Raw genomic sequence first — 21,901 nt, 5'->3', positions numbered from 1 at the left:
TGGATGGTAAGAATTTTTAGGCTTAATAGGAAAAAGCGTTGGGTATATTGCGATACGGGTATTCCTGTACAAGCAAATTTCTATTTTTTCTTTCTCTGCGCTTCCATGGCATCCCACCATTCAGGCTTAATGGCGTTCAACCCGTTAAATTGCCCTGCTCCTTGAAGCCATTCGCCTCCATCAATGGTTATTATTTCCCCATTGATATAGGCTGAAAATGGGGACACAAGGTAGGCGGCAAGGTTGGCCAACTCTTGATGGTCTCCCACCCTACCGAGAGGATTTTTCAGCGCAGGATCAAACTTTTTTGCCAGTTCACCGGGAAGTAGACGCTCCCAAGCACCTGAGGTGGGGAATGGCCCCGGTGCAATGGCATTTGAACGGATATTGTGAGGGGCCCATTCAACCGCTAAAGAACGCGTCATGGCCAAGACCCCGGCTTTTGCTGAAGCACTTGGTACCACATAAGCAGACCCGGTAAATGCATAAGTAGTAACAATATTTAAGAAGGTTCCGGCAGTCTTTTCCTTTATCCATTTTTTCCCTGCGACTAGGGTTAAGTTCGCTGTTCCTTTCAAGACAATATCCACAATGGTGTGAAAAGCATTGGGTGACAACCTGTCCGTTGGACTGATGAAATTTGCGGCTGCATTATTGACTACTGCATCCACTTTACCATAGTGAGCCAATGCTTGTGAATACATTTCGGCAACTTGCTCATAATCTCTCAAGTCACATGCTAGCGGTAAAACCTCCCCTCCACTTTCCATCTCCAATTCCTTGGCAGCCTGTTTCAATACCTCAATATTTCTGCTACAAATCACCAATTTAGCGCCAAGGGATAAAAAATAACGTCCCATTGCAGCCCCTAATCCTGTCCCACCTCCGGAAATCATTATTACTTGATCTTTTAAAGCATTTTGAACGAGCATACCTTCCTGATATTTCATAATTTCGATTTCTGGTTACCTAAATATACCTTAAAGTACATAATTTAAAAAGGAATGAAATGTTTGGATGAAAGTTTATTGAACTTTGATTAATTTAACGGGACAATGAAAATAGCCCACAAAATGAAGCGATGTATCCCACTGGTTTTTTTAATTTTTCTTCTCTCTTGCAACCTTGATATCAATAAGGATTTACAAATAGACCAATCTTTTGAAGGTGAGGAGGCCTATTGGGTTTCAAAAATCTTAGATGAGCATATTTACTTGTCATTTTATGATTTTGCAGTATACTCCAACACTGAATTTACGGATAGCTTACCGGGCTGCCCTACAATTAGTATTGACAATGAACAGTATTCTGTAACCATTGATTACGACAATCCCAGCTGTGAAGACGGGTCTACTGACAGACAGGGGAAGCTGCAGTTCCAATATAGCTCGGTCAACAACAATGTCAATACGACCATAAAAATCACTTATGATGGATACCAGACGAGCAGCAACACAATCGAAGGCTACCGGTTATTTCAGGTAACAAATAAAACAACTTCCGAGCTAGTACTCCAAGAATCTTCTGACAGCCTACTCTTAAAAGACGAAAATGAATCCAGCACAAGTTTAGCATTGAACTTAGAACATGCAGGGAAAATCCAGAACAATGTACTTACGGAAATAAAAAGTAGTGGAGCCTTGACAGGACGAAACTGGGGAGGAAACCAGATAGAGGCCGTCATATTGAAACCCAAGGTTATTAGCCAAACCTGCCTCACACAAGTGGACTTTTATACTGTGTCAGGTGAAGAAAACTGGACCATTAAACGTAGTGAGAATTCACAAGTCACCCATCAATTGACTTATTCCAACACTGAGGGCTGTGAAACAACCACCACAATAAAACTAGATGAAGGCGTAACGATGGTCAAGCAACCCTAGCAATTGCCGCCTTTATTGGCTAATGCTCTCCACAAGTTATTGAACTAAATATCGGAACATTCTATACGCATCAGGTTTTCAATTGTACCTCTTCACACTTTAACTTGAGATTTGCCTATATGTACAAGGGCATCTCCGGCGTTCACCACCGGCAAATTGTTGATTCCAATTACAAAACCAGAAGCAGAAGCTTTTATAGGTACTTTTACCTGCCCATAAGGATCAGAAATTTTGGCAAGCATCTGTCCTTTTTTTACTTCATCCCCTAAGGAGACAGAAGGATTAAAGATGCCTGAAACCTTTGCACGAACCCAACGACTCTCTTCAATTTTATGGGTTTTTGTCAATGGATAATCACCGTTAATCATTCCAAGATATTTTAACAATCTACCAGTTCCCGCAACGCCTTCCTGAATAACCTGATCATCTAACCTCATCGATTCTCCTCCTTCAAAAACCAATATATGCTTGTTGTTTTTAAACGCTTCCTTTCGAAAAGACTTATCTATATGCATCGAATTAACTGTAAAATTGGCACCAAAGGCTTCGGCAAGTTCCAAACCTTTTTGATCTCTAAAATCTACTCTGATTTGAGGGTAATTGGATAACATTCTCCCACCGGTATGAAAATCTATTCCATAATCAATCTGAGGTATTATCTCATTGGTAAGAATTTGAGCAATTTGGGATGCCAAAGAGCCTTTATTGTTTCCGGGAAAACTTCTATTCAAATCTCTCCCATCTGGAAAAGTTCGAGAATTACTTAAAAAACCATAGACATTCACCAAAGGGATAAATATTAGAGTACCTTTTATAGGCTGAAAAATATTTTCCTCTAACATCCTTTTCACCGTAACAATACCATTGATTTCATCTCCATGCACCCCTCCACATATGAGTACAGTTGGCCCCGGTGTACTTGAACTTCTTATAAACACCGGCAAATCAATCAGTGTATGGGTGGGTAATCTTGCAATTGCAATTTCAATATTTAAAGATTGACCGGGCCTGACCCTAATGCCGTTGATAACCATTTCTTTCATAATAAAAATTTATCTCACTCAATACCTGATTTTCAGCAGATAACCCACTAAACCTATTCCTTAACCATTACCTTACCATTAAATTATAAAGTGCATAATCCATATAATCTTTCCAATTTGAGCAAATTATCTTTTAATTCGTGATTTAATTATTACAATGAAGATACAGGAAAATATTTCATTAAAGGATTATAATACGTTTGGAATAGCTGTTAAGGCTAAATTCTTTGCTGAGGTAATTAGCAAAGAAAACATAATTGAAGCTTTGACATTTGCCAAAAACGCCAAAAAACCCGTTCTTATTTTGGGAGGAGGCAGCAATGTGCTGTTTACCTCGGACTTGGATGCCCTGGTATTGAAGATTAATATTAGAGGGATAGAACAAATTAGCCAAGACAAAGATAAGGTCATTTTAGCAGCAGGAGCAGGTGAAATGTGGCATGATTTTGTTCTATACAGTCTTGAGAATAATTTAACGGGCATAGAGAATCTGTCTTTAATACCTGGTACTGTAGGTGCTGCTCCTATGCAAAACATTGGTGCCTATGGAGTGGAGATTAAAGCTGTGTTTCATAGTTTGGAGGCCATAGAAATAAGTTCAGGACTTTCCCATACATTTTTACCAAGAGATGTAAATTTCGGATATAGAGAAAGTGTTTTTAAAAAAGGGCTTAAGGGCAAATACATTATCTATAAAGTTAATTTCAACCTTTCTACCTCTCATGTACCCAATATAGGTTATGGAGATATTCAAAAGATTTTGGCAAAAATGAACCAAGCCAAGCCGACGGCTAAAAACATTAGTGATGCAGTAATTAGCATTCGTCAATCTAAACTTCCGGATCCAAAAAGAGTAGGAAATGCCGGAAGCTTTTTTAAGAACCCGGTGGTTCCGGTCGAAGTTTATAATAAATTAAAAATAGCGTACCCGACTTTACCCGGCTACTCCAATGGTCCTTCCCATATAAAGATTCCCGCTGCTTACCTGATAGAAAGTGCAGGATGGAAAGGCAAAAAGTTAGGAAAAGTGGGTGTTCACGACAAACAACCATTGGTTTTGGTAAATTATGGAGGGGGTAATGGAAATGAAATCCTTGAATTAAGTAGGGAAATCCAGTTGGATGTTCAAAAGAAATTTGGCATTTCCTTGGAAAGGGAAGTTAACCTGATCAATGACAAAAGCTTGATTTATCCCTAAATCAAAACATCTTGATTTTTGATCACCTTACCATATTTAGCGACGGTAACCCCAAATTTCTTCAAAAACTCAAGTCCTTCATCTACACCTATCCCCTTATACTCAGCATAAGAATTTAAATAGATAACTTTGGAAATGCCCATAGAATAAATAATCCTTGCACAAGGCAAACAGGGAGCTAAAGTTACAAACAAGGTAGAACCCTCCACTGAGGCTTTGTTTTTAACGGCATACAATATGGCATTTTGCTCTGCGTGTAAGGCTAGAGAACAGCTACCTTTACTATCTCTCCTGCATCCTTTCTCCGGGAATTCTTCATCACAATTGTGTGTACCGGGAGGTGGACCATTATAACCGATTGAGATAATTCTAGTATCTTTTGTTAATACAGCACCTACATGTTTTTTAATACAATGGGAGCGTTGCGCTAAATTTACCGCTAACTCCATAAAAATATCATCAAAATCAGGTTTGTTCATTTCTTAATCAATAAATGCATATTCCAAAATTACTCCTAAAGCTCTCTCTTAGGGGATTGGATGCCAAATATACGTGAAAATCAGTCTTATCACAGCCTAAAAATAAAACATCAGCGTTACTTACTCCTTAATGTCATGAAATAAATGAACACAAAGACTCCCTATGAAACCTGAGCGTTACAAGTATTACACCCTTAAAAATTATATAATTCCACTTATAAAGTCACTCCTAAGACTTTTATAAAAATTTTTATAAACCCATATTTTACCGAAACATTAAGATAATAACTGACTCAATATCTCAAATAAAACCCTTTCATAACCTGTAAAAACCATTCATCCTAAATTTAATTACTATAAAAAAACCTCCTTGAAACGCCAGAAATGGACATATTTCAATTTTTTAAAAAAAAATTGCTAATTGTTGGGTAAAAAAATGAGTAAAAGATCTAATAATGAGATTATTTTTACTATTTTTATAACACTTTAAATGCTTTTTAACACGTGTTTTTTGTAATTAAATGATTAAAATTGTATTAATAGATGATGATCCTATCAGCATTTTCGTAACTGAGAAGCTGATTTCAAGAAATGTTTTGGAGCCTTTCAAAGTATTTTCTTTTAGTAGTGCTTCTGCTGCACTAAAAGACATTTATAAAATACGCCCTGATTATTTATTCCTTGATATCAACATGCCGGAGATGAATGGTTGGGATTTTTTAGAAAAATTTCATCCAACAAAAAAAGATCCGGAAATATATATCTTAAGTAGTTCCATTGATGAGACAGATATCACCAAAGCCGGAAAATACGAAAAGGTAAAGAACTATTTAACCAAGCCATTAATCAAACAATACATCAAGTTAATTTTTAGCCGAAAAGGAAATAATAAAAGCAATTAGACATCAGAAAGAAATACTTTTTTATTTCACCGCCTCTTTATAATACCCTTACCAATAAAAGGAGTACATTAAAATTTAACCATTTGATAATGTTAAGTTTAGCCTATCCGGAAGTATGAATCCCCAATTTTTAGTAACTAGCAAGTGTTTATAGGGAAAATTTAAACTAACAGTAAATGATTGGGGATTTTGAAGAAACACTCGGAGATGAGTTCAAGCAAAAATATCACGATTTAGAAGACAATGCCTATCTAGATGATGATGAAGACGATTTTGAATTGGATCTAGATGACTTTGACCTTGATGAAATAATTGATGATGCATTTGATGAGGATGACGATTTTGACTAATTAAACCCAACGATTGCTCATCTTATTTACCCCATTCTATATGAGCAAATTTCAAAGGTAAAAGTGAAGCAATTGCGAGGATCAATTCCTCACATAACATGTCATAAGGGTTACTTATACTCAAATAAAAAACCAACCACAATTAGCTATTGCTTTAACAGGCCGTTCATTAAAGTAGCTAGCTACATGTTCTACCACAGACTTAATTGATCCTTTTTAAAAATATGCTTTGTTATCCTCCCTTAGAGTGCTAAATTGCAGGCAAATTTGACATTTAAAACCACATTATCATGTTATTAGATATATTTAGCGCCCCTATAGCATCAGGAGCACAGACTTTCTGGTTAATTGTTTCCATTTTAGTTGGTTTAGGAGCAGGGATTACTGCCGTTGACTTTAGAAGCACTGTATTTAAAAAAGAGAGCAAAGAAGACTAAAAAAAAAGCCGGTTAGAACTAACCGGCTTTTTTTATCACTTTACTTTATAATCAGGACAAGTTCCATCTTGATATTTTTTCTTTTCCTTAATGTGCTCAATGCACATTCCCCATTAATTTCCGAATTGGCTTAGCAATTAACATAAGCACCAAACCAGCTCCCACAACGGTATAGACGATTAAGAGGTATTGGTCAGGCATTCGGGATAAAGCTTCAGCTGTACCCCCACTGGCTCCACCGGCAATTCTCCCAGCAATTAAGCTCCCCATGGCAATGGATAAAAACCACATTCCCATCATTTGCCCGACAAACTTCTTTGGGGCTAATTTTGTAGTCAAACTTAATCCCACTGGGCTTAGACTCAATTCACCGAAAGTGTGGAATAGATAGGTAACTACCAACCAAGTCGGCGCTGCCAAATCACCTGATGCGGCAATTTTTGCTGCGAAGTACATTACCAAAAAACCTATCCCTAATAATACTAGGCCAAAGGCAAACTTAAGTGGAGAGCTTGGCTCTAAGTTCTTTTTGGCCAGCATTACCCACATGGCACCAAAGAAAGGTGCGAACAGTATAATAAAGATACTATTGATGGATTGAAAATATCCGGCAGGAATTTCCCATCCCAGTACCACCCTATCGGTAAACCTTTCTGCAAACAAATTCAAAGAAGAGCCTGCTTGTTCGAAACCAGACCAGAAGATGGATGAAAAAACAAATAAAATCATCACCACACCTACTTTCTTTTTTTCATCACTATTTAAACCTCCCAAAAACAGCACGTATAAAAAGAAAAGCAAGGCCACAATAGCAATGACAGTATTTGAAATCGCAGCTATGGCTGTAGGATCAATTGAAATTATTTCCAAGAAGAAACAGGCAATAATAATGGCTAGTACCAATAAGGAAAGCCATACTACGCTTATTAATTTCCTTCTTTTTCGGCTTTCATTTTCATTCTCAGGAAGAATAAAATCCCCAACACCTCTGAGGTGCTTTCCGGTCAATTTATACTGAACCAAGCCCATCAGCATACCGAAGCCGGCCAACCCAAAACCTAAATGCCAATCGTATATGGCCAGCGTACTACAGGCAATTGGAGCCAAAAATGCACCCAAGTTTATCCCCATATAAAAAATGGAAAAACCGGCATCTCTCTTGGAGCTATTTTCCGGATACAATTGCCCCACTATGGAGCTAATATTGGGCTTAAGTAAGCCCGTGCCTAACACTATCAGAATTAAGCCCAGAAAAAAGGAATATACATCTAGACCTGTCAAATGGTCTTTAGGCAGATCCGGAGCACTTGATAGGATTGCAAATAAGCCAGGTAATGCCATAGTAAAGTGGCCTATGGTAATGATAACCCCTCCATACCATACTGATTTTTTAAGTCCCACAAGTCGATCTGCAATCCACCCCCCGGGAAGTGCCAGTAGGTATACAAACATGGAATATAGCCCATAAATCGCTCCGGAAGTTTGGTCGTCAAAACCAAGGCCACCGGTGGCAATAGGGGCCGTCATAAATAATATAAGTAAAGCCCGCATACCATAATAGCTGAACCTCTCCCACATTTCAGTAAAGAAAAGGGTCATTAACCCTTTAGGGTGTCCAAACAGTTGTGCGCCCTCAATTTCTAAATTTTCATTTGGGGCATTGTGTTTCCCTAAAAACTGATCTTCTTTTTTCAAAAGCGAATGATTTAAAACTTATTAAAATTTAATTCCTTAATGCCTAAAGGGGCAAAATATTGCATGATACTACCATAAATTCTGTATTATTGCAAAAAAACAAACGATAGCTTCATGACAACAGGAGAAATTCATACCGATAAAGGCATAATGAAAGTTGAATTTTACGATCAAGATGCCCCTAAAGCAGTTGCTAATTTTAAAGATTTAGCCAGCAAAGGATTTTACGATGGACTTAACTTCCACAGAGTAATTCCAAATTTTATGATCCAAGGAGGTTGCCCAAAAGGTAACGGTACAGGAGGCCCGGGTTACACCATCGATTGTGAATTAGACGGTGAGTTACAGCACCATGACAAAGGCGTTCTTTCAATGGCTCATGCAGGAAGGAACACCGGAGGATCACAATTTTTCATTTGTCACAACAGGGAAAACACCCAACATCTCGACAGAAACCACACTTGTTTCGGAAAGGTTGTTGAAGGCCTGGACATTGTTGACCAAATCAAGCAAGGTGACAAAATTGTTAAAGTTGTAATCAACGATTAATTCAATTACTCCCTAAAGTTTACACTTTAAAAGTTTTAGAAGAGTGCCCCGGCAATAGTGGCTGTCATCAGACAGGCAATGGTAGCAGCCAAAAGTGCATGCATGCCTAACTTAGACAAGTTCCCCTGTTGCTCGGGCGCTATACTTCCTATCCCTCCTACTTGAATAGCTATAGAGCTAAAGTTAGAAAAACCACAGAGGGCATAGGTAGCTATCACAATTGATTTAGGAGAAAGACTCCCTGCTTCTTTCATTTCGGCCAAGCCCAAATAAGCTACAAATTCATTGATGACCGTCTTTTGCCCTAATAGTGATCCGACCTCAAGGGTATCCTTCCATTCCACCCCTATTATCCAAGCAAAAATCCGAAACACTTGTCCCAATAAATATTCCAGTGAAAAGCCGGAGAATGTCCCATTGGTGGAATTTATCACCAAGTTGTTTAGTCCTAAAAACTCTCCAATAATACCGGATAATAAATAATTCAGTGCTGCAATAACGGCAATAAAAGCCAATAACATGGCACCCACATTAAGTGCTAATCGCAATCCTTCAGAAGCACCCCGAGACATGGCGTCGATAAGGTTTACGTCAGGAACCTGCCCACTGATATCCAAATGTTCATCCAATTTTCTTTCTTTCTCTTCAGGTATAATGATTTTGGAGATGACAATTGCTGCAGGTGCATTCATGATGCTGGCTCCCAAAAGATAGGTCGCAAAGCGCGTTTTCTCTACCGGGTCATCCCCACCCAAAAATGCGACATATCCTGCCAACACCCCTCCTGCAATGGTAGCCATACCTCCTGTCATCAAGCACATAAGTTCTGACCTGGACATCGTTGGAATAAAAGGCTTGACAAGCAAAGGCGCCTCTGTTTGTCCCAGGAAAATATTCCCTGCAGCAGACAAGCTTTCCGGGCCGGAAAGCCTCATGGTTCGGGCCATTACCCAAGCGATAACAAAGACAACTTTTTGTAATACACCCAAATAATACAATCCCGCTGATACCGTAGAAAAAAAGATGATGGTAGGCAAAACCTGAAAAGCAAAAATAAAACCGAAGGAACTTGTAGCCAAGTCACCAAATATAAATTGAGCACCTTGTTCAGAAAAACTTAGGAACTTAACAAAGCCGGCACTTACCTTGGTAAAGATTGCTGCCACAAAAGCAACCTTTGTAATAAGAACACCAAATATAGCCTGTAATAAAATCCCAATCCCTACCAATCGCCAATCGATATTTTTTCTGTTTGTTGAAAAAACACTAGCGAATATCACCAGAACCAAGATCCCCAAAACCCCTCTTATATAATCCATTAAAACATATTTTTATTAAATATTAGGTTTTCCGGAACGCCAAAAAGCTATCTCCCGATAGCAGCGTAATAGATTTCTGGTTTATCGTTTCCTTTTTATTTTCATGCCTTTTTACAAAGGCTTTTTATTGAAAAAAGCTGCCATAAGGCAGCCAATTGTCAGCATTTAGTTTTTCAATTTCTTCGATTGATTTCATCTCTTAACCGTGCAGCTTTTTCGTAGTCTTCGTTTCCGATAGCTTTTTCAAGCATCTGGTTAAGTTTATCCAAGCTAAAGTCCTTGAGTGATGCTTCCTGAGACTTTCCTTTTCCTGTAGATTTTCCCTTACCGGTTTTTGAAATTCCTGAAGCTTCTTGCTCACGTTTTTCATCTTCCTCGGTAAACTCAATAGCAGCTTCAGACATTACAGCATTTGTACAATAAATTGGAGCATCAAACCTGACAGCAATGGCAATTGCATCGGAAGGTCTGGCATCAATTTCTACTTTTTTATAAGAGCTTTGACACATGATTTTGGCATAAAAGACTCCTTCCCGCATATCTGATATCAAGATATGATCAATTGTAAATTGAAAATTGGAGGAAAAAGCCTTGAATAAATCATGAGTCATTGGCCTATTAGGAATAATCTTCTCTATTTCGATAGCAATGGCTTGGGCTTCAAACATACCAATAACAATGGGCAACTTCCGTTTCCCTTCAGATTCACCCAATACTAAGGTAAAAGAACCTGATTGTGTACTATTGGAGGATAACCCCAAAATTTCTAACTCAACTGTATTGTCCACGTTTAATTATTTTAATGCTTTAATTGCTTGTGTCAATTTAGGGACCACATCAAAAGCATCTCCTACGATCCCGTAATCTGCGGCCTTAAAGAAAGGAGCATCCGGGTCATTGTTAATGACTACAATATACTTCGAAGCATTTACTCCTGCAAGATGTTGGATCGCTCCCGATATTGCAACGGCAACATATAAGGTCGGGGCTACTTTAACTCCCGTTTGACCTACGTGTTCATGGTGTGGACGCCAGCCTAAATCTGAAACCGGTTTTGAACATCCCTTCGCCGCATTCAAACTATCCGCCAGTTCTTCAATCATGTTCCAGTTTTCGGGGCCCTTCAGTCCTCTTCCTCCGGACACAACCACATCTGCTTCCGGTAACAATATTTCTCCTTCAGCTTTTTCAGCCCCCGTTATTTTTGCAACAAAATTCTCTTCTGAAATCGTTAAATCCAAAGATTCAACCTTCGCTTCACCACCATCAGTTTTAATGGGATGAATATTCTTTTTTACAGCTAGTATTTTATTTTCTGTATCAATTGAAGTGTCTGCAAAAGCCTTGCCTGTAAAAATACTTCTTTTTACTACAAAGCCATTAGATAGATCAGGTAATCCTACTACGTTGGAGACAAGTCCTGCTCCTAGCTTTACTGCTAACCTGGCTGCTACAGCATCCCCTAACGATGATTTAGCCAAAACAAGTGTGGTGGCTCCTACTTTTTCAAACACCTTTGCAATGGCATCTGCATGAGCCAAAATAACTCCTTGATCCAATCGCTCATCTCCAATATGGTAAATGGCATTGGCTCCGGCTCCTCCTACTTTATTCCATTCTTCAGCTTCTATAGATCCTAGGCCCAAAACATTAACATCCCCTCCTTGTAATTCTGAGAGCCCTGCTGCATAAGACACAGCCTCCAGAGAAGAGCCTTTTATTTTACCCTGATCTTGTTCTATATATACTAATATCGACATGCTCGTTTTATTTAAAGAATTTTGGCATCATTTTTTAATAAATCTACCAGTTGATCTACATTATCAACCAGTTTAACTGCTCCTTTTGCAGGAGGCATTTCATAGGAATTGACTGCTGTTCTTTCAGCTTCTTCCGCAGGTTCAATTACGGAAAGTGGTTTTGTCCTTGCAGACATGATTCCTCGCATATTAGGAATCTTCCACTCTGCAATAGGTTCTTGACAACCGGCAATAAATGGCAAGTCCACTTCAATAAACTCTTTACCTCCTTCTATTTCTCTTGACAGTTTTCCTTTGTCACCCTCAATCTCCAATTTCATAACCGGAGACATCGAAGGCATGCCCAACAATTCTCCTACCATACCATGAACCATACCTCCGTTAAAGTCAATAGACTCCCTACCCATAAGGATTAAATCAAAGGCCTTGTCTTTTGCATAATTGGCAATTTGTTTGGCCACAAAAAAGGCATCCTTAGGGGCAGCATTTATTCTCACTGCTTCATCTGCACCTATAGCCAAGGCCTTACGAAGTGTGGGTTCAGTTTCTACCTCGCCTACATTGAGAACAGTGATATTTCCACTGGTCTCTGCTTTTAATTCTACTGCCCTAGCTAAGGCATAGTCATCGTAAGGACCTATTATAAATTGAACCCCTTTTTTATCTAACTGGGTATTATTGTCAGTAAATTGAATCTTTGAAGTGGTATCAGGTACATGCGTGATACAAACCAATATTTTCATGTATTTTTATTTAAATTTGTCATTAAAATAAACAACTAAGCAAATTAATTCCATGAGCATGAAACATCTAGACAGGATAAAAGAACTCCTGAATTATATTGAAGAAGAACCCGAAAATCCTTTCAACCTTTATGCTTTGGCTTTGGAATACCAATATCAAGACAAAGAAAAGGCTTCTTTTTATTTTAACAAACTATTAACAGAACATAAAGACTATCTGGCCACTTATTATCATGCTGCCTTGTTTTTTGCAAACGAGGAAGAATTGGAAAAAGCCGATAAAATCTTTTCTGAAGGCATTGAATTAGCTAAAGCACAAAACAACTTACATGCTAAAAAGGAATTGGAAAATGCCTACTTGAATTTTCAGTTTGAAAATGATTAAAATGGTGCGGGTTCATTTCCTCCCGGAAATGGATTTTCTCCTCCCGAATCACCGTTGGCTTTGCTGCCCATTCGGACCATGCCCTCATCATCAAACCCCTTCCCTCCAGCTCCACTAGGGAAACGACTCCCATACAGAGCTTCTTGGGGCTGTTGTTGGTAGGGAACATTCATTTCTAAATCGGTAAATTTAGTGTATTTACCAATGAACCTCAATTTAACATTTTCCAAAGAACCATTTCTATGTTTGGCAATAATAACTTCTCCTACACCAGCTGTATTATTGCCATCTTCATCTTCTGTTATGCCATAATATTCTGGACGATACAAGAACATTACAATATCTGCATCTTGCTCAATTGCACCAGATTCCCTTAAATCTGAAAGCTGGGGTCTTTTGTCTCCTCCCCTGGTTTCCACCGCCCTAGACAATTGGGAAAGTGCAATAACAGGCACACTCAATTCTTTTGCGATTTTTTTCAAAGCTCTGGAAATACTTGAAATTTCCTGCTCTCGATTTCCTCCATTTCCACCTTTGCTGTCACCTGACATTAACTGAAGATAATCAATGACTATTAATTGTACGTCATTCTGCGCTTTTAGTCTACGGCATTTCGCCCTTAATTCAAGGATCGATAAAGCAGGGGTATCATCCACAAACAATGGTGCGGAGGTTAACTTTCCTGTTTTATGTATCAGTTGCTGCCATTCATAATCAGCGAGGTTTCCTTTTTTAATTTTCTCAGAGTCCAATTCGGCTTCCGAACTAATCAATCGATTGACCAGCTGAATGGAAGACATCTCAAGAGAAAATATAGCTACAGGCCTATCGTGATCCACTGCGGCGTTTCGAAGTACTGAAAGCACAAAGGCTGTTTTACCCATGGCAGGTCTAGCTGCAATGATAACCAAATCAGATTTTTGCCATCCTGAGGTAACCCTATCCAAAGCCGTAAAGCCGGAAGGAACTCCTGTTAGGCCATCCTTTTGTCCTTTTTTTCCTTCGAGTTCAGTTATAGCTTCTCGCATAATTGAACGCATGTCCACATAATTCTTTTTGATATTGTTTTCGGAAATCTCGAAGAGAGACTGCTCCATCTTGTCGAGTAATTCGAAAACATCTGTAGTATCTTCAAAGGCCTCTTTCTGAATTTCAGAAGAAATCTTTATCATATCACGTTTCATTGCCTGTTCGGTAATAATACGTGCATGGTATTCAATATTTGAAGCGGAAGAAACTTTTGAGGTTAGTTCAGTGATAAAGATAACTCCACCGGCCAATTCCAAGCTCCCATTTTTTCTAAGTTGATTTACCACAGTCAGCAGATCTATGGGCTCTCCTGCGTTAAACAAATCAAGGATTGCTTCATAGATTAAGCCATGTGCATCTTTATAAAAACTGCTCGGTGAAAGGATATCTACAACAGCAGTCAATGCATCTTTTTCCAACATCAGGGCCCCAAGTACGGCTTCTTCCATATCAATGGCCTGAGGCGGTAATTTTCCCAAGGCAGATAAGGATTCATTGGGTCGCCTCCTTGTATTCCCCTTACGCTCTTTTCTATCGCTGTTGTTGTCTGACATAATAACAAAAGTACCTTATTAAAATCAAAGATTTTAAACAATTTATACACTATCTTATCCACATTTCCCTAACGGTAACTTAAACAATCAATTATGAAGCCATGATAATTTATTGAAAAAATAAAAACCGGCTAAACTGACTGTGATATAGTTACCATTGGCCTTTCGGAAATTGGAAATATCAATTAAATCTTTACTAAAAAAGTTCCTGCTTAACAGCAACCATAAGATGATCAAACAATACATTTCTTGACTTAAATGATAAAAAAATAGCTACTAAAACAGCAATTACAATAATTCTAATGCCTCTATAAATCGATCCGTACCCCACTCAGATACATTTTATTCGTTAAGATTATGTAAGTGCAATGCATTGAAATGTTTTTTGAAAAAACCCATTAATTTTATGTTTACAATCACCTGCCTTGTTAGGACATTTCACTTAGGCGAAATCCGAACTTAGCAAAGGAAAATCACTATATTTGCATTAAAATTACCCGGGAAAGTTTCACCTATTAAATTACAAATCATCCACTGTTTCATCAGTGGCTTTCCTTAATATTTTTAAAAATTATTAATTTTTCATTTTACTAAACAAAAAAACAAATGGATTTGAATATCAAAACGCCCATTGCATTTTTTGATCTTGAGGCTACAGGCATAAATATTTCTACAGATAGAATTGTTGAAATATCTGTATTAAAAATATTCCCTGATTCAAGCCAAGAACTAAAAACCCTAAAAATTAACCCCACAGTTCCTATTCCTTTAGAAACCTCATTAATCCATGGGATATATGACAAGGATGTCGCTGATGCACCAACTTTCAAAGATGTGGCCAAAGAATTGTTCCGTTTCTTTGAAGGTGCTGACTTGGCAGGTTTCAATGTTCTCAAATACGATATACCTCTATTGGTTGAAGAATTCTTAAGGGTAGGCATAGATTTTGACATTGAAAAACGAAATCTTTTGGATGCCCAAAAGATCTTTTTTATGATGGAAAAAAGAAACCTGTCTTCAGCCTACAAATTTTACTGTGGAAAAACCTTGGAAAATGCACACAGTGCTGAAGCCGATACCATTGCTACTTATGAAGTTTTTAAGTCTCAAATTGAAAGGTATCAGGGTCAAGAACTTGAAGATCTTCAAGGGAATAAAATTGGAATTATTGAAAATGATATGAAGAAAATTCACAACATGATCAATGAGAAAATGGTGGACCTTGCCGGTAGGTTTGTTTTTAATGACAAAGGAGAAGAGTGCTTTAATTTTGGTAAGCAAAAAGGCAAACCCATCGCTCAAGTTCTTAAAGAAGAACCGGGCTACTATGATTGGATGATGAAGGGAGACTTCCCACTTGACACCAAAAGAAAACTAACACAAGTTAAACTGAGAGGTTTTAATTTGTAATAAATATAATACAGTGAAAAATTAGAAATGAATGTATCATTCCTCCATAGGCTAGTCTTCGGGGGAATGGTATTTAAACATCCGTTAACTAGCCTTTATCAAACAAGGCTATTTTGGATATTTAGCAAAGTATCTATACTACTGCCTCATTCAACCTACCAAAGATGATCAGTATCCAAAAAGCGACAGTAAAAGACATCCCCCAGATTCAAAGGATTGCAAAGATCACATGGCCTATTGCGTTTAAGGACATTCTCAGCTCAAAGCAATTAGAATATATGATGGAGCTAATGTATAATACAGACACCCTCCACTCACAAATTGCCGGAAATGAAATTATTTTTTGGCTAGCCAAACTCAATGACGCAACTTCCGGATTTATGGCCTTTGAGCCAAATTTACAGTTAAAAGATAGAATAAAAATCCACAAATTATACATTAACCCTACTGCTCAAAGTAAAGGGATCGGCCAAATATTATTAAAAAAACTGGAAGAATATGGCCGTTCAAGTACCTTTAAACTACTTACTTTGAATGTAAATAAATACAATCATCCAGCAATAAAATTCTATACCAAACAAGGTTTTAATAAGGTTGAAGATATTATTATTCCGATTGGGAAAGGATATATAATGGATGATTACGTATTCTCGAAAAAAATTCAATAGCAATTCCTAAATCCCCGATCCTTTAACCTTAGAAGCTTTTTTATTGATATCCCTGATCACACCGTCCAGCTCTTCAGCAGAAACCTCGATATGGTTTAACATTTCTTTTTCTTCTTGAGGCAATTCAACTTTCGTCATTTTAAAAAGATTAACCAGCCCCATAAGCCTTGCAAGTGGTGCTCTTACAATATGGGATTGCACCCATGAAATTTCTTTCAGTTGCTTATTTTGCTTCTCTATGGTTCTTAAATGGATGAATTTCTGTGTCACGTCTATGGAAAGTACTAATTTAACATCCTCTCCATTGATATTTATATTATTTACACTGGTCTCTACAGTAATGGTGTCACCATTCTTTTTTTTATGCAAATGAAGTCCGGATATTTTTTCGCAAAAATTAATTTCATTTTCTCGTGAGGGGGTAGTAGACTCTACCTTTTCTATCTGAACATCACAAAATGATTTTTCAATAAATTCCTCAAATGTAAAGCCGTAACTTTTAATGGCTGCTTCATTTACACTTAAAATATTATTGGTTTTTTGATCCAAAACCCACATTGGAAGCGGGTTAAATTGAAAAAGCTCTTTATACCTGACCTCAGACTCCTCCAATTTATTAAAAATTTTCTTTCGTTCTATACTATAAATAACACTTCGGTATAATATCTCAGGATGCAGCTCATCCTTAATCAGGTAGTCGGACATACCCAAACCTATCGATTTCAAGGCGAAGTCTTTATTGGTATAACCTGTCAGTACAATGATTGGTACTTTGGGAGCTCTATTACTCATGTCTTTGATTAAAGGCTCTCCACTGATGTTATCAAGGCTTAAATCAAGCAAAATTACATCATAATCATCAAACTCATGACTTAAGGCCTCCTCATAGGTAGGGGCCCAATCAACTTTTACACTAGGGAAATTCTCCTCTATCGAATCTGAAATTAAAACGAAATCACCTTCGTTATCCTCGATAATTAAAAAATTAATAACCTCATCAACTGAACTCATTCATTTAAATATTTGAAGGTAATTCTACTAGTGAAAACCAAAAAATTCGAATTCTATTGAGGATTTCCTGATATCCTCCAGAACCGAAAGGTTTAACTATATAACTATTTGCGTGATTTGTATAGGATTCATTAATATCCTTTTGATTGGATGAGGTGGTTAGCATAATAACAGGCAGACGCTTCAAATCATCAGAGCCCTTGATAAATTTCAAAACTTCTTGGCCATTCTTAAAGGGTAGGTTGATGTCCAGCAAAACCAAATCAGGTAGTTGCTTATTACCCAATTGATGACATGAACTCAAAAACTCAACAGCCTCTCTCCCATCCTTTGCAAAGCTGATTTGTAAGGGTAAATCTAATTCTTCCAGAGCCTCTGAAATTAAGAAAATATCTCCTTCATTGTCTTCAACTAAAAGAATGTTTAACCTTTCCATAATCAAATTTCTAAATCCTCCCTAGATATACCCTATCGTAACCATGAGATTCCCCTTTCCCTCATTAATTTAAATCAAAAATACGTTATTTTTTCCAAAGACACAGAAAAATTGAATATTTATAAACTATATTACTTTTTTCATAATTGAAATTTTTAACTTAAAACATTTCGAAAAAGACAAAAATTTTAGCAATTATAGCGAATTTTGATTGTCAAACCCTTTTTTATTATTGCCCAACATACAAATCATTACAGGTATAAACCTTCCCAATTATTTAATTCACCCAATATTTTAGTCATGTATTATGTTTTATCGGAATAATAAATGGTAGGGATTTAAGCTAAATTTAAATTACCTAGCGCTCTGTATAGCCCTTCATTAGGCTAGAAAAATAAAAGGTTATCATTATTGATTCAATATTTAATTGCAGGAACGGCATAAATAGCAAAAACTTAAACTCTAAGTTTTACATAAAAAACACTCCCTTTTCCAATTGTAGAGTCTGCCCAAATTTGCCCACCCAATCCTTCGGTAATCCGCTTACAAATGGCTAAACCCATACCTGTACCTCTCTTAATAAAGCCGTAATCGTATCGTTTTAAAATATAAAACACATTGTCAATATTTTCAATTGGTATCCCCCGTCCATTGTCTCTAACCTCAACCGTACAAAATTCATCTTTGGTAGTTGCTGATACCTCAATATTTAGTGGCCTTGAGATATCTTTAAACTTAATGGCATTGGCTATTAAGTGGTCAAATAATTGAATAAAATATTTAAAATCACCTTTTACATTTGGCAAAGGGTCAATTTTTAGCTCAATCTGTTGCTCTGTAATTTTCTTTGAATTAAGGTGAAGTACTTTTTCAAAAACCTCATCCAAACTTACCAATTCTACTTTTTTATCTAAATCTGAAAGCTGCGAAAACATCGTAAGATCATTGATAATGGTTTTAATTTTTAAAAAATTATCTAATGTAAGCTGCAAAAAATCTATGGAATTCTGAGGTAATTTACCTTGATTCTTACGAATAAAAAGTTCCAAAAACCCTTGACTCTGACGAACAGGCCCTGCCAAGTCATGGGAGGCTACAACAATAAATTGATCCAGTTGTTTTCTGGTATGATCAGATTTTAAACGTTCTTGTTCAATGATTTGATTACCTTTTTCAAGCTCCTTTAATTTATCATCCAAATATTTGTATTGCTTTTGAATTAAAAAGTACAATAGAATACCGGTCAACAGTACATACAAGATATTGTCTAAATCTTTAATCAAATCAATTGTTTCCCTACTATAATTAGCAAAAAAATATTCGATAAAATTATTACTCCAGACAATCCAAAAAGTGCCAGCTACGATATAGATCAATGAAATTTTTAGGCTTGCTTTCATATGCATCCACGAAATAAAAAAACTATCTTTTTCGCCAATTTTGAATGGCGCAAATTACTAAACAATTCTTACTACTTTTAATTTCTAATAAAAAATGTATTCCACAATTCAAACTAAATCAATTGCAATTAATTGTTCTGTATACCATTTGGCTAAACATTTACTTTCAATATAAAAAAAAGAATCCATTGTATTGACTAAAAATCTATTTTCATCAATAAATAAAAACATTAACTCTTTAAAATTTATTACTTTAATAATATACCAAAATTACCATCCAATAAATTTAAGCACTACTTTTGAGTAGTCATATTTATCAGAAAAAACAGTTTTATAATGCGGAATCTTCTTTTAAAATTAAGCCCATTTTTTCTATTATTAGCCCTATTCTATCATCCGGTTAATGCTCAAAATGATAGTATAAAAATACTTAGCTACAATATTTGGAATGGGTTTGACTGGGGAAAAGACCTGGATAGGAAAAATAAAATGACGGAATGGCTAAAAGAGGTCGATGCAGATGTTATAGGTTTTCAAGAGCTGAACGACTTTACCCCAGAAAAGCTTGATGCTTGGGCGAAAGAATTTGGCCATGAGTATTCTATTTTACTCAAAGAAGATGGCTATCCAATTGGCATTACTTCAAAACAACCCATTCAGCTAAAAACAAAAATGCTCGGAGGATTATGGCATGGGATGCTTCATGTAAAAACTTACGGCATTGATTTTATTGTGGTGCATTTAAGCCCCCACGATTGGGCCTTTAGGAGAAAGGAGGCTGAAATCATCAGCGATTACACACAAAAAAGCGTCCTTATGGAGGAAAATAGCAAATTGATGGTTCTAGGAGATTTTAATTCCCAATCCCCTTTTGATGTAAATTATGATGCTCAAAATACGTTTTCTTTAAAAAGAAAGCAGCTTTCAGATAGTCTTAGACGAGCAAAAAACGGACCCGATGCCTATCAAAATTTAAGGTTTGGAAGCATAGATTACAGTGTTATCTCAAAATTTCTTTCATTGCCATTAATTGACGTAGTCCAAAAAAAACAGGCTGATCACAATAAAAAATCATTCCCCACTTTGGTGCTTGGTAATAACCTTTCAAAGTCAGAATTTGAAAAGAACCAGCAAAGGATAGATTATATCTTGGTCAGTCCCAATTTAGAAAATCAACTTATCCATGCTGAAATTATAAATCAAGGAACGCCAGATATTTTATCTGATCATTACCCAGTACAAGCTACTTTTAAATACATTCCAGGAAAATAAATTTTATAGCGTTTTGGTTTCTTTTTTCAGGAAGTAATAAGAGATAATGGCTGCTCCCGTATCAGCAAGAGGAAAGGCATACCAAATACCTTCTAAGCCAAATAAGGCCGGCATGATCATTACCAGTGGGATGAGAAATATGCCTTGCTTACTTAAAGCAAGCAACAAAGCAGGCCTGGCTTTTCCAATAGCTTGAAAGTAGGCACTCCCTATCAAGCTAAAGGCCAGCAGTGGGGTGGCCAAAAAAGATTTCCGCATGGCTGGAACACTTACATTGATCAAATTCTGATCTTCAGTAAAAACAGAAACTATAGCTCCTGCAAAAGTCAAAATCAAAATAAATATTAATAAGGCTACGAGGGTAGATGACTTTATCGCCAACTTGATACTCTCTTGCACCCTGTTTCTTAGTTTTGCACCGTGGTTATATCCGGCTATAGGTACAAAACCCTGAGTAATGCCCAGCACCGGAAAATTGGCAAACATCATCACCCTGTTAATGACCCCATAGATGGATAAGCCTTGCTCTCCTCCATATTTAAAAAGCTCATTATTTAATACTATGGCCAATAAACTTACGGTCCCTTGCCGAGCTAAGGTAACAGCCCCCAGTGAAGCAATTTCTGTGGATATTTTTAAATTGGGCTTAAACCATTCTACACGCATCTTCATGCTTGATTTTCCAAATACAAAAAACCACAATGAATAAGTAGCACTGGCCATATAAGATAGAGTAGTCGCCCAAGCAGCCCCTTTTAACCCCATATCAAACCAAATAATAAATATTGGGTCTAAAATAATATTAAAAACTGCCGGAACAATCAGGGTGTACATGGCAACTCTCGGATACCCTTCTGCCCTTATCACATTATTTCCCATCATGGCCCAAGCCATAAATGGGATTCCTATGAGAATGATTGTAAAGTAATCTTTTGCTGGCTGTAATACATCCCCCTTACCCCCAAACAACCTTAGAATATCTTCTGCAAAAACATAACCTATCCCCACAAACAACAGGGCCAAAGTCAATGTCATGCCAATTTGATTTCCAAAAGTATTGTAAGCTTTTTCATCATTCCCATCCCCAAAGGATCGAGAAATAATTGAGGCACCTCCCACCCCTATAGACATGCCAATACTTGAAATTAAAAAGGAAATGGGCAAAACCACTGTTATGGTGGCTATTCCTAATGCACCGACATAACGCCCCACAAAAATTGTGTCGACAATTCCATAAATAGACAAGACCAAAATACCAACAGCTGCAGGTAGGGCTTGTTTAAGTAATAGATTACCAATTGGGGCTTGACCGAATAAGTCGTTTTTGTTTTGCATAAAAAAGGGGTACAACTTGGTACGGCTTACAGATAAAAATGTT

General features: G+C 37.1%; 23 protein-coding genes. 10 read left to right on the top strand and 13 right to left on the bottom strand.

Going from position 1 to position 21,901, the window contains the following annotated elements; all coding sequences use genetic code 11:
- Window positions 1–80 precede the first annotated feature (80 nt).
- On the bottom strand, window positions 81–950 hold the full coding sequence (locus Q4534_RS04255) for an SDR family oxidoreductase (RefSeq protein WP_303611928.1): 870 nt from the start codon (window positions 948–950) through the stop codon (window positions 81–83).
- Between the two features lie 105 nt (window positions 951–1,055).
- On the opposite strand from Q4534_RS04255, the gene Q4534_RS04250 reads away from it, so the two are divergent.
- Window positions 1,056–1,883, top strand: a complete 828-nt coding sequence (locus tag Q4534_RS04250; RefSeq protein WP_303611927.1) for a hypothetical protein — start codon at window positions 1,056–1,058, stop codon at window positions 1,881–1,883.
- A gap of 92 nt (window positions 1,884–1,975) precedes the next feature.
- On the opposite strand, the gene Q4534_RS04245 is transcribed toward Q4534_RS04250, so the two are convergent.
- Window positions 1,976–2,926: a succinylglutamate desuccinylase/aspartoacylase family protein gene (locus Q4534_RS04245; protein ID WP_303611926.1), complete on the bottom strand. Its 951-nt coding sequence runs from the start codon at window positions 2,924–2,926 to the stop codon at window positions 1,976–1,978.
- 157 nt (window positions 2,927–3,083) lie between these two features.
- On the opposite strand from Q4534_RS04245, the gene murB reads away from it, so the two are divergent.
- Window positions 3,084–4,124: a UDP-N-acetylmuramate dehydrogenase gene (murB, locus tag Q4534_RS04240; protein WP_303611925.1), complete on the top strand. Its 1,041-nt coding sequence runs from the start codon at window positions 3,084–3,086 to the stop codon at window positions 4,122–4,124.
- On the opposite strand, the gene Q4534_RS04235 is transcribed toward murB, so the two are convergent.
- Window positions 4,121–4,603 (bottom strand): dCMP deaminase family protein, encoded by a 483-nt coding sequence (locus Q4534_RS04235; protein WP_303611924.1) that lies wholly within the window; start codon window positions 4,601–4,603, stop codon window positions 4,121–4,123. The two genes, murB and Q4534_RS04235, sit on opposite strands and share 4 nt — an antisense overlap.
- A gap of 521 nt (window positions 4,604–5,124) precedes the next feature.
- Here Q4534_RS04235 and Q4534_RS04230 point away from each other — a divergent pair.
- The 3 genes from Q4534_RS04230 (at window position 5,125) to Q4534_RS04220 (ending at window position 6,292) form a co-directional block, all read left to right on the top strand.
- On the top strand, window positions 5,125–5,505 hold the full coding sequence (locus Q4534_RS04230) for a response regulator (RefSeq protein WP_303611923.1): 381 nt from the start codon (window positions 5,125–5,127) through the stop codon (window positions 5,503–5,505).
- 176 nt (window positions 5,506–5,681) lie between these two features.
- Complete coding sequence (locus Q4534_RS04225; protein ID WP_303611922.1) at window positions 5,682–5,855, top strand: hypothetical protein; 174 nt, start codon at window positions 5,682–5,684, stop codon at window positions 5,853–5,855.
- 290 nt (window positions 5,856–6,145) lie between these two features.
- Window positions 6,146–6,292, top strand: coding sequence for a hypothetical protein (locus Q4534_RS04220; RefSeq protein ID WP_303611921.1), 147 nt, complete (start codon window positions 6,146–6,148; stop codon window positions 6,290–6,292).
- Between the two features lie 96 nt (window positions 6,293–6,388).
- Here the strand turns inward: Q4534_RS04220 and Q4534_RS04215 are convergent, their stop codons facing one another.
- The gene (locus Q4534_RS04215; RefSeq protein ID WP_303611920.1) at window positions 6,389–7,987 is read right to left on the bottom strand and encodes a peptide MFS transporter; all 1,599 of its coding nucleotides are present in this window, start codon (window positions 7,985–7,987) and stop codon (window positions 6,389–6,391) included.
- Between the two features lie 114 nt (window positions 7,988–8,101).
- Here Q4534_RS04215 and Q4534_RS04210 point away from each other — a divergent pair, with 114 nt between their 5' ends.
- Window positions 8,102–8,536, top strand: coding sequence for a peptidylprolyl isomerase (locus tag Q4534_RS04210; protein ID WP_303611919.1), 435 nt, complete (start codon window positions 8,102–8,104; stop codon window positions 8,534–8,536).
- 35 nt (window positions 8,537–8,571) lie between these two features.
- Here Q4534_RS04210 and Q4534_RS04205 read toward each other — a convergent pair whose 3' ends face one another.
- The 4 genes from Q4534_RS04205 to Q4534_RS04190 all read right to left on the bottom strand — a co-directional run bounded on the left by Q4534_RS04205 (window position 8,572) and on the right by Q4534_RS04190 (window position 12,358).
- Entirely contained in the window at window positions 8,572–9,855 is a 1,284-nt protein-coding gene (locus Q4534_RS04205) for a NupC/NupG family nucleoside CNT transporter (RefSeq protein WP_303611918.1), read from the bottom strand.
- Window positions 9,856–10,028: 173 nt separating this feature from the next.
- The gene (locus Q4534_RS04200; RefSeq protein WP_303611917.1) at window positions 10,029–10,643 is read right to left on the bottom strand and encodes a bifunctional nuclease family protein; all 615 of its coding nucleotides are present in this window, start codon (window positions 10,641–10,643) and stop codon (window positions 10,029–10,031) included.
- A gap of 6 nt (window positions 10,644–10,649) precedes the next feature.
- A complete protein-coding gene (locus Q4534_RS04195) occupies window positions 10,650–11,615 on the bottom strand; it encodes an electron transfer flavoprotein subunit alpha/FixB family protein (protein WP_303611916.1) in 966 nt (321 codons plus the stop codon).
- Window positions 11,616–11,626: 11 nt separating this feature from the next.
- Window positions 11,627–12,358, bottom strand: coding sequence for an electron transfer flavoprotein subunit beta/FixA family protein (locus tag Q4534_RS04190; protein WP_303611915.1), 732 nt, complete (start codon window positions 12,356–12,358; stop codon window positions 11,627–11,629).
- Window positions 12,359–12,416: 58 nt separating this feature from the next.
- Here Q4534_RS04190 and Q4534_RS04185 point away from each other — a divergent pair, with 58 nt between their 5' ends.
- Entirely contained in the window at window positions 12,417–12,743 is a 327-nt protein-coding gene (locus Q4534_RS04185) for a tetratricopeptide repeat protein (protein WP_303611914.1), read from the top strand.
- Here Q4534_RS04185 and dnaB read toward each other — a convergent pair.
- Entirely contained in the window at window positions 12,740–14,326 is a 1,587-nt protein-coding gene (gene dnaB, locus Q4534_RS04180; RefSeq protein WP_303611913.1) for a replicative DNA helicase, read from the bottom strand. The genes Q4534_RS04185 and dnaB overlap by 4 nt on opposite strands.
- A 606-nt stretch (window positions 14,327–14,932) precedes the next feature.
- Between dnaB and Q4534_RS04175 the strand changes: the two genes are divergently transcribed.
- Window positions 14,933–15,736, top strand: coding sequence for a 3'-5' exonuclease (locus tag Q4534_RS04175; protein ID WP_303611912.1), 804 nt, complete (start codon window positions 14,933–14,935; stop codon window positions 15,734–15,736).
- A gap of 164 nt (window positions 15,737–15,900) precedes the next feature.
- Complete coding sequence (locus Q4534_RS04170; RefSeq protein ID WP_303611911.1) at window positions 15,901–16,404, top strand: GNAT family N-acetyltransferase; 504 nt, start codon at window positions 15,901–15,903, stop codon at window positions 16,402–16,404.
- A gap of 6 nt (window positions 16,405–16,410) precedes the next feature.
- On the opposite strand, the gene Q4534_RS04165 is transcribed toward Q4534_RS04170, so the two are convergent.
- The 3 genes from Q4534_RS04165 to Q4534_RS04155 form a co-directional block, all read right to left on the bottom strand.
- The gene (locus tag Q4534_RS04165) at window positions 16,411–17,415 is read right to left on the bottom strand and encodes a response regulator (RefSeq protein WP_303611910.1); all 1,005 of its coding nucleotides are present in this window, start codon (window positions 17,413–17,415) and stop codon (window positions 16,411–16,413) included.
- Between the two features lie 4 nt (window positions 17,416–17,419).
- Window positions 17,420–17,851: a response regulator gene (locus Q4534_RS04160; protein WP_303611909.1), complete on the bottom strand. Its 432-nt coding sequence runs from the start codon at window positions 17,849–17,851 to the stop codon at window positions 17,420–17,422.
- A gap of 455 nt (window positions 17,852–18,306) precedes the next feature.
- A complete protein-coding gene (locus Q4534_RS04155; RefSeq protein ID WP_303611908.1) occupies window positions 18,307–19,251 on the bottom strand; it encodes an ATP-binding protein in 945 nt (314 codons plus the stop codon).
- A gap of 336 nt (window positions 19,252–19,587) precedes the next feature.
- On the opposite strand from Q4534_RS04155, the gene Q4534_RS04150 reads away from it, so the two are divergent.
- The gene (locus tag Q4534_RS04150; RefSeq protein WP_303611907.1) at window positions 19,588–20,523 is read left to right on the top strand and encodes an endonuclease/exonuclease/phosphatase family protein; all 936 of its coding nucleotides are present in this window, start codon (window positions 19,588–19,590) and stop codon (window positions 20,521–20,523) included.
- Between the two features lie 3 nt (window positions 20,524–20,526).
- Here Q4534_RS04150 and Q4534_RS04145 read toward each other — a convergent pair whose 3' ends face one another.
- Entirely contained in the window at window positions 20,527–21,858 is a 1,332-nt protein-coding gene (locus Q4534_RS04145; RefSeq protein ID WP_303611906.1) for an MATE family efflux transporter, read from the bottom strand.
- Between the last annotated feature and the right edge of the window lie 43 nt (window positions 21,859–21,901).

Source organism: Cyclobacterium sp. 1_MG-2023, assembly GCF_030546805.1.
Classification (GTDB): Bacteria; Bacteroidota; Bacteroidia; order Cytophagales; family Cyclobacteriaceae; genus Cyclobacterium.
This window is presented reverse-complemented; position numbering and strand designations above follow the sequence as displayed.

Bases quoted from the DNA above. Each gene is read 5' to 3' on its own strand.
- Q4534_RS04255 (WP_303611928.1), bottom strand. From the start codon at position 950: ATGAAATATCAGGAAGGTATGCTCGTTCAAAATGCTTTAAAAGATCAA.
- Q4534_RS04250 (WP_303611927.1), top strand. From the start codon at position 1,056: ATGAAAATAGCCCACAAAATGAAGCGATGTATCCCACTGGTTTTTTTA.
- Q4534_RS04245 (WP_303611926.1), bottom strand. From the start codon at position 2,926: ATGAAAGAAATGGTTATCAACGGCATTAGGGTCAGGCCCGGTCAATCT.
- murB (WP_303611925.1), top strand. From the start codon at position 3,084: ATGAAGATACAGGAAAATATTTCATTAAAGGATTATAATACGTTTGGA.
- Q4534_RS04235 (WP_303611924.1), bottom strand. From the start codon at position 4,603: ATGAACAAACCTGATTTTGATGATATTTTTATGGAGTTAGCGGTAAAT.
- Q4534_RS04230 (WP_303611923.1), top strand. From the start codon at position 5,125: ATGATTAAAATTGTATTAATAGATGATGATCCTATCAGCATTTTCGTA.
- Q4534_RS04225 (WP_303611922.1), top strand. From the start codon at position 5,682: ATGATTGGGGATTTTGAAGAAACACTCGGAGATGAGTTCAAGCAAAAA.
- Q4534_RS04220 (WP_303611921.1), top strand. From the start codon at position 6,146: ATGTTATTAGATATATTTAGCGCCCCTATAGCATCAGGAGCACAGACT.
- Q4534_RS04210 (WP_303611919.1), top strand. From the start codon at position 8,102: ATGACAACAGGAGAAATTCATACCGATAAAGGCATAATGAAAGTTGAA.
- Q4534_RS04205 (WP_303611918.1), bottom strand. From the start codon at position 9,855: ATGGATTATATAAGAGGGGTTTTGGGGATCTTGGTTCTGGTGATATTC.
- Q4534_RS04195 (WP_303611916.1), bottom strand. From the start codon at position 11,615: ATGTCGATATTAGTATATATAGAACAAGATCAGGGTAAAATAAAAGGC.
- Q4534_RS04190 (WP_303611915.1), bottom strand. From the start codon at position 12,358: ATGAAAATATTGGTTTGTATCACGCATGTACCTGATACCACTTCAAAG.
- Q4534_RS04185 (WP_303611914.1), top strand. From the start codon at position 12,417: ATGAAACATCTAGACAGGATAAAAGAACTCCTGAATTATATTGAAGAA.
- dnaB (WP_303611913.1), bottom strand. From the start codon at position 14,326: ATGTCAGACAACAACAGCGATAGAAAAGAGCGTAAGGGGAATACAAGG.
- Q4534_RS04175 (WP_303611912.1), top strand. From the start codon at position 14,933: ATGGATTTGAATATCAAAACGCCCATTGCATTTTTTGATCTTGAGGCT.
- Q4534_RS04170 (WP_303611911.1), top strand. From the start codon at position 15,901: ATGATCAGTATCCAAAAAGCGACAGTAAAAGACATCCCCCAGATTCAA.
- Q4534_RS04165 (WP_303611910.1), bottom strand. From the start codon at position 17,415: ATGAGTTCAGTTGATGAGGTTATTAATTTTTTAATTATCGAGGATAAC.
- Q4534_RS04160 (WP_303611909.1), bottom strand. From the start codon at position 17,851: ATGGAAAGGTTAAACATTCTTTTAGTTGAAGACAATGAAGGAGATATT.
- Q4534_RS04155 (WP_303611908.1), bottom strand. From the start codon at position 19,251: ATGAAAGCAAGCCTAAAAATTTCATTGATCTATATCGTAGCTGGCACT.
- Q4534_RS04150 (WP_303611907.1), top strand. From the start codon at position 19,588: ATGCGGAATCTTCTTTTAAAATTAAGCCCATTTTTTCTATTATTAGCC.
- Q4534_RS04145 (WP_303611906.1), bottom strand. From the start codon at position 21,858: ATGCAAAACAAAAACGACTTATTCGGTCAAGCCCCAATTGGTAATCTA.